Source organism: Streptomyces sp. NPDC056373, assembly GCF_042262425.1.
Lineage (GTDB): Bacteria > Actinomycetota > Actinomycetes > Streptomycetales > Streptomycetaceae > Streptomyces.
The window spans coordinates 102,842-118,769 of the sequence record NZ_JBHJPX010000005.1 but is presented as its reverse complement, the minus strand read 5'-3'; the positions used below and the strand labels follow the sequence as shown (position 1 = coordinate 118,769).

Below are 15,928 nucleotides of genomic sequence, written 5' to 3'. Positions count from 1 at the left end.
CCGACCAATGAAGATCAGCAATCGCACCAGCAGCAGAGGCGGGCGCCGGACCTCGGCCGCTGTCGCCCTGGGGGCCGTGCTCGCGCTGACCGCGACCGCCTGCGGCGACGACGGCAGTGGGGCGAGCGGCGACAAGGGCGCCGACGGCAGCGGCAAGGGAAAGATCGTCTTCTGGGACAACAACGGCGGTGTCCGCACCGAGATCTGGAAGGAGGTCATCGCCGACTTCGAGAAGGCCAACCCCGACATCAAGGTCGAGTACGTCGGGATCGCCTCGACGGAGTACCAGTCCAAGGTCGACACCGCCCTCCAGGGCGGCGGTCTGCCCGACGTCGGCGGGGTGGGCGCGGCGATGCTGGCGGGGTTCGCCGCGCAGGGAGCGCTGGAGCCGCTCGACGAGCGGCTCGGCTCGTCGTCGCTGAACGGCAAGCTCAACAAGGACATGGTCGAGTCGCTGAAGGCCGCCGGCGGCGGGGACGACAAGCTGTACTCGATCCCGACCTCCGCGAACAACGGTGTGCTGTACTACCGCACCGACCTGTTCAAGAAGGCGGGGCTCGAGGAGCCGACGACGTGGGAGCGGTTCTACCGGGCCGCCGAGAAGCTGACGAACTCGGGCAAGAACGAGTTCGGCTACACCATTCGGGGTGGTGCGGGTTCCATCGCCCAGGCACTGGACGCCATGTACGGGCAGTCCGGCATCACGTCGTTCTGGGACTCCAGCGGTGCGAAGACCACGGTCAACGACCCCAAGAACGTGGCGGCTCTGGAGAAGTACGCGGCGCTGTACAAGAAGGTCACTCCGGCCGCCGACCTCAACAACGACTTCACGAAGATGGTCGCGCAGTGGGACTCCGGCACGATCGGGATGCTGAACCACAATCTCGGGTCGTACCAGGACCATGTGAAGGCCCTCGGGGTGGACAAGTTCCGGGGCATTCCGCAGCCGGCCGGCTCCTCCGGCAAGCGGGTGCAGGTGTCCAACCCGGTGGACGGGCTGGGGCTGTTCAAGAGCGGCAAGAACAAGGACGCGGCCTGGAAGTTCATCGAGTTCGCCACGTCGAAGGCGGAGAACTCGAAGTTCAACGAGGCGGCGGGGCAGGTGCCGTCGAACACGGACGCGGCGAAGGACGGGTGGATCTCCAAGGCCGAGCCGACGAAGCTGGCCGCTGACGCGTTGTCGGACGGCTCGACGACGATCGTGCAGCTGCCGTACTACCTGCCGGACTGGAACACGATCTCCAAGGCGGACAACGAGCCGAACTTCCAGAAGGTGCTGCTCGGAAAGATGAGCGCGAAGGAATTCCTCGACACGATGGCCGATCAGCTGAATGCGGCCCAGGAGGAATGGGACCAGCAGAACGGGTAGTTCCCGGCATCGCCGTGGGGCGGTCTGCGCATTGCAGGCAGCGGGCCGCCCCCGGCTTGTCGCGCCCACGCGGCGCAGCCGCAGATCGATACAGCCCCGCACCCCTGAGGAGGGGTGGCCATTCCCGCCCGAAAGGAACTCCGCGTGTCTCTCAGTCGTAGACAGGTTGCTGTTGCCGCGGCCGTCGTGCCGTTGGCGTTCTCCATGGCCGGGACCGCTCATGCGACCGGTCGTCGTACGCCCACCCTCTACATCGCCGGTGATTCCACCGCCGCACAGAAGTACAAGGACGCCGCACCCGAGACCGGGTGGGGAATGGCGCTGCCCTTCTTTCTGCAGTCCTCCCGGCTCACCGTGTCCAATCACGCCGTGAACGGGCGGAGTTCCAAGAGCTTCGTCGACGAAGGGCGTCTCGGCGTCATCCTCCGGCAGATCCAGCCGGGCGACCTCCTGCTCATCCAGTTCGGCCACAACGACGAGAAGACGGAGGACCCCACGCGGTACACCGAGCCCTGGTCGACGTACCAGCAGTACCTGCGGCAGTACATCGACGGGGCCCGGGCCCGTGGGGCGCGGCCCGTGCTGGCCACGTCCGTCGAGCGGCGCAAGTTCGACACGGGCGGCAAGGCCCTGCCGACGCACCGCGACTACCCGGCCGCGATGCGGGCGCTCGCCAAGGAGGAGCAGGTGACGCTGCTCGACGTCCAGGCGCTGTCGCTCGCCCTGTGGCAGCGGCTCGGGGTCGAGGAGACCAAGAAGTACTTCAACTGGACGGCGACCGAGCAGGACAACACGCACTTCAACCCGCCGGGAGCCATCGAGGTGGCCCGGCTCGTGGCGCGGGAGCTGCTCCGCACCCGGGTGCTCGAGCCGCGTGACGTGCGGCGGCTGGACGAGCGGATCCCGGAGTCCTGGATCACCTGGCCGCAGGCCGTGGCGTAGCACCCCCGACGACGAAGGAAGAGAGCCGCACCATGCACATGTCTAAGTGTCATGATCATGTCATAGCGAGAACGGCCCTGCTCATCGGCTGCACCGCGCTCGTGCTGTCCCTGAGCGGCCCCGGCGCGCAGGCCCAGCCCCGGGACGTCGCTCGCCAGACCCTCGGGGCCGGCGACGGATGGGCCTCCGAAGGCACCGGGACCACCGGCGGTTCCGCCGCCGACGCCGAGCACGTGTACACCGTGACCACCTGGGCCCAGTTCAAGGCCGCCCTCGCCGCGGGCGGCAGCGCGCCGAAGATCATCAAGGTGAAGGGGGCCGTCGACGCGGTCTCCGAAGGGTGCGACGCCTTCGCCGCGCCCGGGTACGACTTCGACGCGTATCTGAAGAAGTACGCCCCCGAGACGTGGGGGCTGGACAAGGACCTGAGCGGAGAGCCGGCCGACAGTCCCGAGGGACTGCGCCGCGCCTCCGCCGACAACCAGGACCAGACCATCAAGGCCAACGTGCCCGCCAACACCACCATCATCGGGGTCGGGAAGAACGCGGGCTTCAAGGGCGCCAGCCTCCAGATCAAGGGCGTGGACAACGTCATCGTCCGCAACCTCACCTTCGAGAGCCCGCTCGACTGCTTCCCCCAGTGGGACCCGACCGACACCTCCACGGGCGCCTGGAACTCCGAGTACGACACCACCGTCGTCTACGGCTCCACCCACGTCTGGCTGGACCACAACACCTTCACCGACGGCAGCCACCCCGACAGCGAGGCACCGGCCTACTTCGGCGCCCTGTACCAGCAGCACGACGGCGAGCTGGACATCGTCCGGGGATCCAACCACGTCACCGCCTCCTGGAACATCTTCGCCGACCACGACAAGACGCTCATGATCGGCAACAGCGACAGCGAGTCGACGGCCGTGGGCGACCGGGGCAAGCTCAAGGTGACGCTCCACCACAATCTGTTCCGGAACGTCATCGAGCGCGCTCCGCGCGTCCGCTTCGGGCAGGTCGACTCGTACAACAACCACTTCGTGGCCGGCCCGGACTACGTCTACAGCCTCGGCATCGGCAAGGAGTCCCGGCTCGTCGCCGAGCACAACGCCTTCACGCTGCCGAAGGGGATCAGCCCGGCGAAGATCCTCAAGAAGTGGATGGAGGCCCCGGTCACCGCCGCGGACAACTACGTCAACGGCAAGAAGACCGACCTGATCGCCGTGCACAACGCGGAGATCCCCGAGGAGACCCTCCAGCCGGACGCCGGCTGGACGCCGGTCCTGCGCACCAAGGTCGATTCTGCGAAGGCCCTCCCCGGCATCGTCGACCACCGCGCGGGCGCCGGCCGCATCTGCTGACGCCCCGAGAACCGGCCGGGCCGGGCGCACGCCACGAGGTGTGCCCGGCCCGGCCCCCCGGACCATCCCCCCCGCACAGCCGCACCGTGAAGTGAAGGGACAGCCGCATGTCCTCGCACGTCCACCGCTCCCTCTCCCGCAGGGGATTCCTCGTCGCGAGTGCCGGGGTGGCCCCCGCTCTCGCCCTCGCGCCGGTGCCGGCGCGGGCCTCCGGACGGCAGCGCCCGTTCGGCCGGTACGGTTCACCGGCCGCCCGCCTCGGCCCCAGGACGCTGTACGTCGATCCGCGTGGCCGCGGCGACCACAGCTCCGTCCGTGCCGCCGTCGCAGCCGCCACCGGCAGCGGCTGGACGCTCGTCCTCGCCCCGGGCGTCCACCGGGAGACGGTGGCCGTCGACCGCACCCGTACCGAGATGACCTGGATCGGGGCGAGCGAGGACCCCCGTGACGTCGTCATCGTGTACGACAACGCGGCCGGGACCCCCAAGCCCGGCGGCGGCACCCACGGCACCACCGGCTCGGCCACCACCACCGTGCAGGCCGACGGGTTCACCGCCCGCTGGATCACCTTCGCCAACGACTGGCTGCGCGCCGACCACCCCGACATCAGCGGCACCCAGGCCGTCGCCCTCAAGGTCCAGGGCGACCGCTCGGCCTTCCACCACTGCCGCTTCCTCGGCCACCAGGACACCCTGTACGCCGACTCCACGGCCCTCGGCACCTTCGCCCGCCAGTACTTCGGCCACTGCTACGCCGAGGGCGACGTCGACTTCGTCTTCGGACGGGCGACCGCCGTCTTCGACCGGTGCCACTTGCGGACCCTGTCCCGGACCGACCTGGCCGGCGCCCCCTACGGCTTCGTGTTCGCGCCGTCGACCGCCGGTGCCAATCCGCTCGGCTACCTGGTGACCCGCGGCCGCGTCAGCAGCGAGGCACCCGACGGCCACTACAAGCTGGCCCGGCCCTGGGTGCCCAGCTCCGACACCACCGCCCGCCCCATGCTCACCGTGCGGGACACCCGGCTCGGCCCGGGCATCGACGCCGTCGCGCCCTACGCCAACATGTCGGACACGTACCCGTGGCAGGCCCAGCGCTTCGCCGAGTACCGCAACACCGGGCCGGGCGCGGCCGTCACGGTCCCCGCCAACCGGCCCCAGCTCACCGCGCGGCAGGCCCGGTCCGCGACCCGCGCCGCCTGGCTCGGCGACTGGGAGCCGTGGAAGGAGGCGTGCTGATGCGCCGCCGCACCCTCCTCACCGGACTCACCGCCGGACTGGCCGCCGCGGGCACCGCACCCGCCTTCGCCTCGGCGGGCCACCGCGTCCTGCACGTCCGCCCCGGCGACTCCGTCCAGGCCGCCGTCGACGCCGTGAGCGGCCCGGGATGGACCGTCGTCGTGCACCCGGGGACGTACCGCGAGGTCGTCAGCGTCCCGGCCGCCAAGGCCGGACTGACCCTCAGGGGTGCGACCAGGGACGCACGCGACACCGTCATCGTCCATGACAACGCGGCCGGCACGCCCAGGCCGGACGGTTCGGGCACCTACGGCACCGCCGGTTCCGCCACCTTCACCTCGGCGGCTCCCGGGCTGACCGTCCGCGATCTCACCCTGGCCAACGACTGGCTGCGCGCCGACCACCCCGAGATCACGGGGACGCAGGCCGTGGCGGCGTACACCTACGGCGACCGGACCCGCTTCGAGAACGTGCGGCTCCTGGCCCACCAGGACACCCTCTTCGTCGAGACCGGCGCCCTGGACACCTTCGACCGGCAGTACTTCCGCGACTGTCACATCGAGGGCGACGTGGACTTCGTCTTCGGGCGGGCCACGGCGGTGTTCGAGCACTGCCACTTCCGCACGCTGGCGCGGGACGTGGACTTCACGCCCAAGGGCATGGTCTTCGCCCCCTCCACGGCCCGGGCCAATCCGCACGGCATCCTCGCCGTGCGCTGCCGGATCACCTCGGGCGCCGAGGGCGCGGCGTACAAGCTGGCCCGGCCCTGGGTGCCGTCGTACGAGACCACGGCATGGCCGTCGCTGGTCGTGCGGGAGACCCGGATCGGGCCCGGCATCGACGCGGCGGCCCCCTACACGAACATGCGGGACGCCTATCCGTGGCAGAGCATGCGGTTCGCCGAGTACCGGAACACGGGGCCGGGAGCGGCGGTGCAGGTCCCCGCGAACCGGCCCCTGCTGAGCCACGCGCAGGCCCGGTCGCACACCAGGGAGACCTACCTCGGCGACTGGCGGCCGTATGCGTAGGGCCGCCGCGCTCCTCCTCGGACTGTGCCTGCTCTGGCCTGCCGCCCCGGCCGGCGCCGCCGACCGCGCCCCCGCCGGCTGGGCCTCCACCGGCCCCGGCACGACCGGCGGGGCGGGCGGCCGGACCTGGACCGTGCACACACGCGCCGAGCTCAAGGCGGCCCTCGCGAACGACGGAGACCCGACCGCGCCCAAGGTGATCCGGGTCCACGGCGACATCAACGGACACGAGAGCGACGACGGTTCCCTGCTCGGCGAGCAGGACTACGCGCCCGGATACGACCTCGCCGCATACATGTCCTGCTTCGGCGAGGACGGTTCCACCTGGTCCGACACCCGCTTCGAGCACTGCAAGCGGCAGCGGCAGCTGCGGCAGACCGGGTCGAACGAGGAGAAGGCGCAGATCCAGCTCACCGTCCCGAGCAACACCACGCTCGAAGGCGCCGGCCGCGACGCCCGGCTGCTCGGGGTGTTCCTGACCGTCAACACCGGCAGCAACATCATCGTGCGGAACCTGCACCTCGAAGCGCCCGTCGACCACTTCACCAGCTGGTCCCCGGGCGACGGCGCCCACGGCAACTGGAACGCCCGCTTCGACGCCATGACCGTGATCACCGGCAGGAACATCTGGATCGACCACTGCACCTTCACCGACGGCCGCTTCCCCGACCGCGAGGCGCCCCCCGGATTCCACGGCGAGCGCGTGCAGCGGCACGACGGGCTGCTGGACATCGAGGACGGCTCCGACTTCGTCACCGTCTCCGGCAGCCGCTTCGAGAACCACGACAAGGCGATCCTCATCGGGTCGGGCGACGGGCGCGGCGACCGCGACCGCGGGCATCTCAAGGTGACCTTCGCCCGCAACCTGTTCAGCGACATCGTGCAGCGCGCCCCCCGGGTCCGCTTCGGGCAGGTGCACGTCGTCAACAACGTCCACCGGGGCCGGGCGCCGCTCTACGCCCTGGGCGTCGGCGTGGAGTCGGCGATCTTCTCCGAGCGCAACGTCTTCCGGTATCCCGGCGGGGCGCCGTCGCTCGCCGTCGCCGCCTACGGGGGCGCGGAGTTCCACGACACCGGCTCCTGGTTCAACGGCCGGCCCGCCCGGCTCGACGCCGTGGCGAGCGCTCTGGGGCTCGGGAACGACGTCGGCTGGAACCCCGCCGACGTCTACGACCACCGTGCCCTGACCTCCCCGGCGGCGGTCGAGCGGTACGTGACGCGGCACGCCGGAGCCGGGAGGCCCCATGGACGCCCATGAAGCCCTGGGACGGCGGACGTTCGTGGTCGGGGCGGGCACCGCGCTGCTGGGCGGGGGAGCGGTGAGCGGGGCGGAGGCGGCGGTCGTGGACGGCCCGCTGCCCGACTTCCACCCGGCACTGAAGGACGCCCTGACCTTCCCGCTCGCCTGGGGCCGGTCCCCGATCCGCGACTTCCGCGCCTGGCGGCGTGCCGCCCGGGCCACCGTCGAGGAGCACCTCCTCGTCGAGCGGCAGGACGGGACGCCCTACGCACCGGAGTTCGGCGGCCGTTCCCGGACGCGGGACTACACCCGCGAACTGGTCACCGTCTCCCTCACCCGCTACGAACGGGTCCGCGGCGCCCTGCTCACCCCGCACGGACCCGGGCCGTTCCCCGCCGTGCTGCTCCTGCACGACCACGGCGCGAAGTTCGACATCGGCAAGGAGAAGCTCGTCCGGCCCTGGTACGACGACACGCGTCTCGCCTCCGCCGGGGCGTGGGCGGAGAAGTACTTCAGCGGGCGCTTCGTCGGGGACGAACTGGCCCGGCGCGGCTATGTGGTGCTGTGCCTGGACGCCCTCGGCTGGGGCGACCGCGGCCTCCTCGCCTACGACCAGCAGCAGGCCCTGGCCTCGAACTTCTACAATCTCGGCTCCTCGCTCGCCGGGCTCATGGCCCGGGAGGACCAGCGGGCCGCCGCCTTCCTGGCGGGGCTCGACCGGGTCGACGCCCGGCGGGTCGCGGCCGTCGGCTTCTCCATGGGCGCCTACCGCGCCTGGCAGACCGCCGCCCTCAGCGACCATGTCGCGGCCACCGCGAGCGTCTGCTGGATGACCGGCCTGAAGGACATGATGGTGCCCGGCAACAACACACTGCGCGGGCAGTCCTCGTTCCACATGCTCCACCCCGGCCTCGCCCGGCACCTCGACATCCCCGACGTGGCGAGCATCGCCGCCCCCAGGCCGATGCTCTTCCTCAACGGCGGGCTCGACCCGCTGTTCCCCGCGGACGGCGTGCGCGTCGCCCACGACAAGCTGCGCGCCGTCTGGCGGTCCCGCCACGCCGAGGAGCGCTTGCGGCTGAAGACCTGGCCGGAGCTCGGCCACGTCTTCACCGACCCCCTTCAGGACGAGGTCTTCCGCTGGCTCGACTCCGTCCTGTGAACCACCCCCCACCCGCACGGGAAAGGAATCGCTCCCCCATGTCTCGTCACAGCGCTCTCTCCGCCTTGGCCGCCCTCACCCTGGGCACCGGCCTCGCAGTACTCCCCACCCAGGCCCAGGCAGCCACCGTCGTCGTCGCCAACGCCACCGACCTGGCCAACGCGATCAAGAACGCCGCGCCGGGAACCGTCATCCAGGTGCGCGGCGGCACCTACCGCCCGACGGCCACCCTCCAGTCCACGGCCAACGGCACCTCCTCGTCGCCGGTCACCCTCACGGCGTACGGCTCGGAGACCGTCAAGATCGACGGTTCGAACCTGCCCGCCGGGGGCTGGATCCTCAAGCTCACCGCCGACTACTGGAACGTCTCGAACCTCACCTTCCAGAACTCCCCGGACAGCGCGGTCGTCTGCCAGTCCTGCACCGGCACCAACTGGAACAACATCAAGACCATCGACGGCGGCGACTCCGGCTTCACCTTCACCGGCGACGGCACCGTGAACAACACCGTGCGCAACCTCGACTCCTACGGCCATTACGACAAGGCCACGCACGGCGAGAACGCCGACGGAATCGCCGTGAAGTTCGGTTCCGGCTCCGGCAACCGCATCACCGGGGCCCGCCTGTACAACAATTCGGACGACGGGCTCGACTTCTGGTCCTTCTCCTCGCCGGTCACCGTCGAGCACACCTGGGCGTTCGGCAACGGCAAGAACCGCTGGAGCGACTCCGCCTTCGCGGGCGACGGCAACGGCTACAAACTGGGCGGGGACGGGGAGGTGGTGGCCCACGTCATCAACAACTCGGCGGCCTGGGACAACGCCGGCAACGGCTTCACCGAGAACAGCAACAAGGGCGCCATCGTCATCAACCGGACCACCGCCTACGCCAACGCCAAGTCGGGCTACTACTTCGCGACCGGCTCGGCCAGGCTCGGCAGGAACCTCGCCGTGAGCAACGGCGGCGGGTCGGTGAGCAGGGGCTCGTCGGTGGTGTCGTCCGGCAACAACTGGGACTCCGGGATCGCGACCCCGGCCTTCCGTTCCACCAACGCCTCGACCACCTACAACGCCCGCCAGTCGGGCGGCGCGCTGCCCGCGACCAGTTTCCTGACCACGGGCAGCACGACGATCGGGGCGACGATGGACTGAGCCGGCCTCAGCGCCTGACCGGCTTGATCCCCTCCAGCGTCGGCACCACCGGCTTGATGGTGCCGTCCGCCGCGAACTCCATACGGTCGACGGTGGTCTCGCGGTGCATGCCGTCGCCGCCGGGCAGGCCGGGGCCGCCCAGGGCGAAGCGGTGGTAGACCATGTACCAGTCGTCGGTGCCGGGGGTGTTCACCACCGAGTGGTGGCCGGTGGCGAGGATGCCGTACTCGGGCCGCTTCTGAAGGATCGTCCCGCGCTTGGTCCACGGGCCGAGCGGGGACGGTCCCGTCGCGTACGCCACGTGGTAGTTCTCGCTGCGGGTGTCGTCCTCCGACCACATGAAGTAGTACGTGCCCTTCCGCTTGATGACGAAGGAGCCCTCGCGGAAGTTGTCCGGGGTGATGTCCTTCACCTTGGAGGCGTCGAAGGACACCATGTCGTCGTTCAGCGGCACGACGTACCCGTGGCCGTTGCCCCAGTACAGGTAGGCCTGGCCGTCGTCGTCCGTGAAGACCGCCGGGTCGATCATCTGGCCCTTGAGCGAACCGCCCTTGGCCACCAGCGGCTTGCCGAGGGCGTCCTTGAACGGGCCGGCGGGGGAGTCGGCGACCGCCACGCCGATCTGCTGCTCGGCGCAGAAGTAGAAGTAGTACTTGCCGTTCCGCTCGGCGATCGCGGGTGCCCAGGCGTTCTTGTCGGCCCAGCTCACGTCGGGACCGAGGTCGAGGATGACGCCGTGGTCCTTCCAGTTGACCAGGTCCTTCGACGAGTACGCCTTGAACCTGGTGCCGCTCCAGCCCTGGAAGCCGTCCGTCGTCGGATAGATCCAGTACCGGCCGTTCAGGTAGTGCACGTCGGGGTCGGCGTTCAGGCCGGGCAGCACGGGACTGCGGGTGGGCACCGCCTCGACCGTCCAGGTGCGTTCGGTGCCGTCGGCAGCCGTGACCGTGTACTTCTGCGGTGTGCGGAAGTCGCGGCGCGTACCGGATTTCGGGCTGAGCTTCGCGCCCTCGCCGACCCACAGTTTCGGGGCGAGGTCGCGCAGACCGGCGTCCGGCTTCATGGGCAGGACGACCTTCGAGGCGCTGTCCGTGACGATCGCGTAGCCCTTCTGGTGCTTCGCCGTCGCGTCCACGACCGAGGTGGGGGTGGAGGGGTAGGAGGCCAGCAGCCGGTCGTACTCCTGCTGTGTCACGGGGAGCACCGTGCCGTGCCGGGGGCTCGCCGGGAGCTGGTAGTTCGTGGACGGCGTCCACTTGCCCGAAGCGAGGTCGGTGGTCTCGAAGGGCACGTAGCCGCGGCCGCCGTACTCGTCGATGAACAGGTACCACTTGTTCTCGGTGTTCGACTTGAACACCGTCGGGCCCTCACCGCGGTCCATGGCGCCCTTGCCGATGCAGTCGGCCACGAGGTCGTACTTCGTGGACGTCAGCGAGGTCGACTTCTCGCCGGTGATGAACTTCGAGCAGGGGCTGGAGGAGCTGGGGTCGCGCTCGTCCTTGGTGTAGCGGTAGTACTCGTCCTTGTACTTCACGACCGTGGAGTCGATCACCGAGTAGCCCGGGTCGTTCCAGACCTTCGGCTTGCTGAAGCTGCGGAAGTCCTTCGTGGTCGCGTACATCATCTTGTTGTACGTGTCGCCCTTGTGGTCCGGGTCGTCGTCGGCGTACAGCTTCGACGCCCAGAAGACGACGTACTCACCGAGCTTGTCGTCCCAGTAGGCCTCCGGGGCCCAGGTGTTGCCCGCGCTGTCCGGCGAGACCTTCACCAGGCGCTGGTCGGTCCAGTGGACGAGGTCCGTGGACTCCCAGACCATGATCGACTTGCTGCCGTGCCGCTGGACGTCGTCCCAGCTGCCGCTGGAGTTCTGGTACATCCGCAGGTCGGTGGCGATGAGGTAGAACTTGTCGCCCTTGGGGGAGCGGATCACGAACGGATCGCGCAGGCCCTTCTCGCCGGTCGTGGACGTCAGCACCGGCTTCCCGGCGTTCAGCTCACGCCAGTGCAGCGGGTCGTTGCCGCGGCTGAGGGCATAGCGGATCTGTTCGCCGTCGGCGGTGCCCTCACCGGTGAAGTAGGCGAAGAGATAGCCGGCGTACGTGCTGTGCTTCACAGGTGGGGCTCCGGGGTCGGCGGTGCTGGGCTGCGCGGCGAGGAGGGTCACCAGGAGGCCGGTGAGGGCCAGGAACGGGAGCAGGAGCGTGCGGGCGATGCGGGGGCGCATGACACTTCCTGTCGGAGTGTGGGGGATTCTGTTGGATAACAGCCCTCGGAGTTTCACCGGAGGGACCCAGGGCGTCAACGGGTGTGCGTGAGACCGGCGTTTCCGAAACTTTCGGAACACCGGAAACACGGCGCACGTGACGGCGGCAACCCTTTCCCCGGCAGCGGCGACTGGTGGACGGAAACGGGCCGGAGCAGGCCCCTCCGTCCCGTATCCGTCCCTTTTCCGTCCCCGGCCCCCAGGAAAGGAACGCTCCGTGCTGCCGAGCGCCGGACGTCATCGCAGGACCCGCACGCTCTCCATCGCCGCAGCCGTGGCCTGTGCCGCGGGGGCCGGCGGCTTCTGCCTCGGGCTGTCGACCGGCGGCGCGCGGGCCACCTCGACGACGGTCACCGTCGCGAGCACGGCCCAGCTCGAGCACGCCGTGCGGAACGCCACCGCCGGCACCGTGATCCAGGTCCGCGGCGGCACCTACCGTCCGGCCGCCACCCTCACGTCCACGGCGAACGGCACCCGTGCCGCGCCCATCACGCTGCGGGCCCACCACGGTGAGAAGGTGCGGATCGACGGCTCGAAACTGCCCGCCGGCTCCTGGCTGGCCGCGATCGACGGCGACCACTGGACCGTCGAGGACCTGGCCTTCGTCAACTCTCCGGCCCAGGGTCTGGTCGTCACCTCCTCGGTGGGCGGGGTCTTCAGGAACCTGGTCACCGCCGGCAACGGCGACTCGGGCTTCACTCTCCGCGGCGACGGCACCATCGGCAACCTCGTGCGGAACCTGGACAGCCACGGCAACTACGACCCGGCCGGCCACGGCCGCAACGCCGACGGCATCGCGGTCAAGTTCGGCTCCGGGACGGGGAACCGGATCACCGGAGCCCGTCTGTACGACAACTCCGAGGACGGCCTCGATCTGTGGCAGTTCTCCTCGCCGGTCACCATCGAGCACTCCTGGGCCTTCGGCAACGGCCGGAACAGGTGGAAGGACACGGCCTTCGAGGGCAGCGGCAACGGCTTCGAGCTGGGCGGCGGGGGAGCGTCCGCCGCCCACCTCGTCAGCAACAACGCGGCCTGGGACAACACGCTGCACGGCTTCACCGGGAACTCCGACACCGGCGCCGTCGCACTGCACCGCAACACCGCCTGGGCCGACGCGGGCAGCGGCTTCCTCTTCGAGACCGGCACGGCCCGCCTCGGCGAGAACCTCGCCGTCGGCGACAGGGGCGGAGCGGCGAAGCTCGGCCCCGAGACGGTCTCCGCCGGCAACAACTGGGACGGCGGCGTCACCACCCCGCCCTTCAGGTCGACGGACGCGACCGGCGCACGCGCAGCACGGCGGCCGGACGGCTCCCTGCCCGCGACGACGTTCCTGACGACCGGCTCCCCGGGCATCGGCTCGACGATGGACCAGGAAAGCCCTTTGCACACGGCGACGCCCCCGTCGGTGCGAAGCGACGGGGGCGCCCTGCCGACCGGCCGAGGGGGGCTCGGCCGGTACCGTCCGGCCGTCCGGAGGGGGGCTCCGGAGGGCCGAGGTGCCGGGACGTCCGGCTGGGGGGCCGGACACCCGGCGTTCCGGTCGGCCCAAGGGGGGACGAGGGCCGACCGGAGTCACTGGGGGCAAGGACCTACTGGTAGCTGATGTCGGAGGCCTTGAACACGCAGCTCTTGCCGTCCGGGCCGGGCGGCGTCAGCTCCTTGGGCTCCTTGCCGGTGTTGTTGCCCTCGAAGCGCACACAGGTCTTGATCTTCTTCTTGCTGTCGCCGTGGACACGGATCTTCGACAGCGTCGCCGTGTCGCCGTAGTTGGCGTTCACCCCGACGATGGAGTTCATCGGGGCGGTCACGTCGATGTCGCTGAGCACGATCGTGCGCTTGTACTGCGTCTTGCAGTTGCCGCAGGAACGGACCAGCTTGCCGGCGTGTCGCACCTGGAAGCCCGACACGTTCAAGGTGCCGGCGCCGTTGAACTGCAGCACCTTGTCCTCGGCGTTCTTCGCGCCGCCGCCGATCACCTTGTACACCGCGGACGAGGACTTGCCCTTGAAGCTGGCCGCGTCCTCGCCGACGTCGGTCCACCACACGTTCTGCAACGTGCAACTGCCCTTGCAGTGCACGCCGTCCGCCGCCGGGGTACCGATGATGACGTTCTTCAGGGTCGCGCCGTCGGCCAGCTCGAAGATCGGGTCCTGCCCCTCGTCCTGGTTGTCCTGGCCGAGCGCGCCGGTGCCGTAGAACATCTTCATCCCGCCGTCGCGCACACCGGAGACCGGGATGGTCTCGGACACGGGGGTCTTCCCCTTGTCCGTGGGCCAGGAGGACGCCGCGCCCGCCGTCGACAGCATCGACGTGGTGACGATCGCCGCACCCGTGATGCCGAGTGCCGACAAGGCGGCGATCACCGTCCGCCGCTTGGTGACGCCGCGGCGGTGGCGGACGCGCTGTTCTGCTGGTGCAGTCATGTACCGATTCCTCAGATGGGGGGTGGTCTTGCGCGTAGTGGTCGCCACCGGTGAGGAAAGGGTTGCCGCCTCTTCACGCATTCTCACGAGTCGCCGTCGCCGTCGTCCACGGCGGCGAAACCACCGCCCACCGACAGCTGCCGCGCACCGGCCGTGCCCGTCACCGCGTAGTGGTCCCCGCCCGCGTCGCGACCGCCGCGGGCGTGGCCGAACTGGCCGGCGAACACCCACTCGCCCACCGGGACCGTGCGGCCCTCCTTGAGGGTCCACGTGTAGACGAGGAAGCCGTCCCGCTCGGCGACCGAGAGGGTGAAGTCGTCCTCGGGCAGGGAGCGCCAGGCGCCCGCGTCGGAGACCCCGCCGGTCTGGGCCACCCGCAACCGCACGGTCAGCGCGGTCAGTTGCTCGCGGGTCCTGAGCGTGATGTCGCTCTGCGCCCAGAAGTCGTTGCTGTGCGGGTCGACCGAGCCGTCCGACCACAGCGGCCCGTCCTCCGCCGCGGTGCGCGGACGCTCGGTGGCCGGGGCACTCGGCGTCCCCGACGGCGAGGGCCCGGACGCGCGGCGCTCGGGCGACCGGCTCGGTGCGGGCTTCACCGTCACCGGGGGTTCGGGAGCCCGGCTCGTCGCCTCGGGGGACGGCGTGGGCGCCGGGGTCGGCGAGGTCGCCACTTCCCGCTGCCGCGGAGCGGTCTCCTCCTTCACCCCGGACGCCACCGCGTAGCCACCCACCGCCAGGACGCCGGCGACCGCGGCGGTCGCCCCCGCCACCCGCATCCAGCCGAACACCGGCGGACGCGCCGTCCGGTGGCCGGAGCCGGCAGGACCGGCCATGCCGCGTTCGACCCGGGCCAGCATGCGCTCCCGGTCGGGCTCGTGCGCCCCGGCCGCCTCGTGCAACCGGGCGCGCACCTCCTCGTGCACGTCCCGCCGCATACTCATCGGTCCCTCCCTCCGCCCTCACCGGTGCGCACACCCTCCACAGCCGGCGAGCAGCGGGGAACGCCCAGCGTCGCGTGCATCCGCTGCGGCACGCCCTGCGTCCCCAGCAACCGCTGGAGTTCGGCCATTCCCTTCGAGGTCTGGCTCTTCACCGTACCCACCGACACACCGAGCGCCAGGGCGGTGTCCTTCTCCGACAGGTCGAACGCGTGCCGCAGCACCACACAGGCCCGCTTGCGGAACGGCAGCCGGCGCAACGCCTCCTGCACGTCGACCACGCCCGCGACGTCCGGGTTCTCGGTGTTCTCCTCGCGCTGCGACCAGAACAGGGCGATGCGCCGCCGCTCGCGCACCGCGCTGCGGATCCGGGTACGGGCCAGGTTGGCGACCACACCGCGCGCGTACGCCGCCGGATGGTCGGCCGCGCGCACCCGGTCCCAGCGGTGCCACAGCGCCAGCAACGCGTCCGCCGCCAGGTCGTCGGCGGTGTCCGACTCGCCGGTCAGCAGGTGGGCGAGGCGGGACAGTTCGGCGTAGTGACGCTCGAAGAAGGCGTGGAACTCCACGGAGGCGGCGTCGTCGACGACCGTGCCCACGGGTGACCTCTCCTCCCGGCGGCTACGGGCACTCCCGGACGGGGCACCCTGTGGGTGTCATGTAGATGACATGTGATCATCCGGGGGAGGCCCGGACGAGATCGGGAAGCGTAGCAGCGATCGTCGAACAGTTCGTACGGGGCTTCGAACGACGTATGGCGGGCCGGACTTCGATTTCGTAACACGAAGAAAACCTGAACGTGGTTCAACGCGACGACAATCCAGC

Annotated in this window: 12 protein-coding genes and 1 pseudogene; 9 read left to right on the top strand and 4 right to left on the bottom strand. The window is 70.3% G+C overall.

Annotation, left to right across the window (positions count from 1 at the left end; translation table 11 throughout):
* The first annotated feature begins 7 nt into the window (after positions 1 to 7).
* The 8 genes from ACFCXS_RS12000 (at position 8) to ACFCXS_RS11965 (ending at position 9,479) form a co-directional block, all read left to right on the top strand.
* Positions 8 to 1,369: an ABC transporter substrate-binding protein gene (locus ACFCXS_RS12000; RefSeq protein ID WP_376643135.1), complete on the top strand. Its 1,362-nt coding sequence runs from the start codon at positions 8 to 10 to the stop codon at positions 1,367 to 1,369.
* Between the two features lie 144 nt (positions 1,370 to 1,513).
* Entirely contained in the window at positions 1,514 to 2,311 is a 798-nt protein-coding gene (locus ACFCXS_RS11995; RefSeq protein WP_376643134.1) for a rhamnogalacturonan acetylesterase, read from the top strand.
* 32 nt (positions 2,312 to 2,343) lie between these two features.
* Positions 2,344 to 3,663 (top strand): polysaccharide lyase family 1 protein, encoded by a 1,320-nt coding sequence (locus tag ACFCXS_RS11990; protein ID WP_376643133.1) that lies wholly within the window; start codon positions 2,344 to 2,346, stop codon positions 3,661 to 3,663.
* A gap of 107 nt (positions 3,664 to 3,770) precedes the next feature.
* Complete coding sequence (locus tag ACFCXS_RS11985; RefSeq protein WP_376643132.1) at positions 3,771 to 4,898, top strand: pectinesterase family protein; 1,128 nt, start codon at positions 3,771 to 3,773, stop codon at positions 4,896 to 4,898.
* Positions 4,898 to 5,926 (top strand): pectinesterase family protein, encoded by a 1,029-nt coding sequence (locus tag ACFCXS_RS11980; RefSeq protein WP_376643131.1) that lies wholly within the window; start codon positions 4,898 to 4,900, stop codon positions 5,924 to 5,926. Before ACFCXS_RS11985 ends, ACFCXS_RS11980 begins: the two co-directional genes overlap by 1 nt.
* Entirely contained in the window at positions 5,919 to 7,184 is a 1,266-nt protein-coding gene (locus tag ACFCXS_RS11975; RefSeq protein ID WP_376643130.1) for a polysaccharide lyase family 1 protein, read from the top strand. The genes ACFCXS_RS11980 and ACFCXS_RS11975 overlap by 8 nt, the downstream gene beginning before the upstream one ends.
* Positions 7,171 to 8,328: a dienelactone hydrolase family protein gene (locus ACFCXS_RS11970; protein WP_376643129.1), complete on the top strand. Its 1,158-nt coding sequence runs from the start codon at positions 7,171 to 7,173 to the stop codon at positions 8,326 to 8,328. Before ACFCXS_RS11975 ends, ACFCXS_RS11970 begins: the two co-directional genes overlap by 14 nt.
* Positions 8,329 to 8,366: 38 nt before the next feature.
* Positions 8,367 to 9,479, top strand: coding sequence for a chondroitinase-B domain-containing protein (locus ACFCXS_RS11965; protein WP_376643128.1), 1,113 nt, complete (start codon positions 8,367 to 8,369; stop codon positions 9,477 to 9,479).
* Positions 9,480 to 9,486: 7 nt separating this feature from the next.
* Here ACFCXS_RS11965 and ACFCXS_RS11960 read toward each other — a convergent pair whose 3' ends face one another.
* On the bottom strand, positions 9,487 to 11,703 hold the full coding sequence (locus ACFCXS_RS11960) for a family 43 glycosylhydrolase (protein ID WP_376643127.1): 2,217 nt from the start codon (positions 11,701 to 11,703) through the stop codon (positions 9,487 to 9,489).
* A gap of 256 nt (positions 11,704 to 11,959) precedes the next feature.
* Between ACFCXS_RS11960 and ACFCXS_RS11955 the strand changes: the two are divergent.
* Positions 11,960 to 13,111 (top strand): annotated as a pseudogene (locus tag ACFCXS_RS11955) (right-handed parallel beta-helix repeat-containing protein); the annotation flags it as partial.
* A gap of 220 nt (positions 13,112 to 13,331) precedes the next feature.
* Here the strand turns inward: ACFCXS_RS11955 and ACFCXS_RS11950 are convergent.
* The 3 genes from ACFCXS_RS11950 to ACFCXS_RS11940 form a co-directional block, all read right to left on the bottom strand.
* On the bottom strand, positions 13,332 to 14,165 hold the full coding sequence (locus tag ACFCXS_RS11950; RefSeq protein WP_376643126.1) for a pectate lyase: 834 nt from the start codon (positions 14,163 to 14,165) through the stop codon (positions 13,332 to 13,334).
* A gap of 83 nt (positions 14,166 to 14,248) precedes the next feature.
* Positions 14,249 to 15,106 carry a hypothetical protein gene (locus tag ACFCXS_RS11945; RefSeq protein ID WP_376643125.1) on the bottom strand — a complete coding sequence of 286 codons (858 nt, stop codon included), beginning with the start codon at positions 15,104 to 15,106 and terminating at the stop codon, positions 14,249 to 14,251.
* Positions 15,103 to 15,702: a SigE family RNA polymerase sigma factor gene (locus tag ACFCXS_RS11940; RefSeq protein ID WP_376643124.1), complete on the bottom strand. Its 600-nt coding sequence runs from the start codon at positions 15,700 to 15,702 to the stop codon at positions 15,103 to 15,105. The genes ACFCXS_RS11945 and ACFCXS_RS11940 overlap by 4 nt, the downstream gene beginning before the upstream one ends.
* Between the last annotated feature and the right edge of the window lie 226 nt (positions 15,703 to 15,928).